Genomic DNA, 706 nt, shown 5'->3' with positions numbered 1-706 from the left:
ATTGGCAATATTCACCGCCGCCTGACCACGTGCATTACCCGTACTTCCGTAGAGTTGGTGCTGTCATGGAACACATGGAACGTTCTACTTTTTCCATCCAGCTTGCTGCACTTGCTGAGTGGCCCCCCAAAGCTTTTGGATATCCGCCTGAATGCGGCTTGCTTGCGGATCGAGTGCGCCTTTAACCACTGGCATTTCAAAGGTTGAACGAGCAGATAGTTTGGCGAGCTGCTGATCGATATCTGCCGCGAGGCCATGAGCAAATTGCTGTTCAAATTCACCCGGAACCAGCTGCGTTTGGCCTCCCCCCACGTCAAGTARCGTATCATCACTATTGAGCGACAAAGAGATCGCTTCATTGACCACGTTCGGATAGAGGGCAAAACCTCGGTAACTTTTTGAGGAAGCGTTRCGTCACTGGTAGTAAGGTCAGCATAACGATCGCACCAGCTTTTCAACGTTTTCCCTCATTTCCTTGAGCGAGCTCAGTCAGGTGAAAGGCAGTTTTATTACCACGTATCTCACCCAGTTCAAACGTATCGATAGCAAAACTGATGTTTTCGCCCCAAGAGAATTCAAAGCGGCCATCACCGATCATACTTCCTTGCTTATCGACTCCAGTGACACCTCGACCATGGGTACTGAAATACGCAATACCATTGACAGGCAAACCTTGCTCATTGAGCAACTGTGCTTGAGTTAAGAT

2 protein-coding genes are annotated in these 706 nt (G+C 49.0%); both read right to left on the bottom strand.

The genetic code is table 11. The features are described 5' to 3' along the window. Positions 1 to 84: 84 nt before the first annotated feature. The gene (locus CIK04_RS33545) at positions 85 to 345 is read right to left on the bottom strand and encodes a DUF4092 domain-containing protein (protein ID WP_325205748.1); all 261 of its coding nucleotides are present in this window, start codon (positions 343 to 345) and stop codon (positions 85 to 87) included. A 109-nt stretch (positions 346 to 454) separates the two neighbouring features. Beyond that, positions 455 to 706 (bottom strand): hypothetical protein (locus tag CIK04_RS33540; protein WP_325205747.1); only part of this gene is annotated, 252 nt, incomplete at its 5' end.

It is taken from the genome of Vibrio sp. 03_296 (genome assembly GCF_002265885.1).
This window is presented reverse-complemented; position numbering and strand designations above follow the sequence as displayed.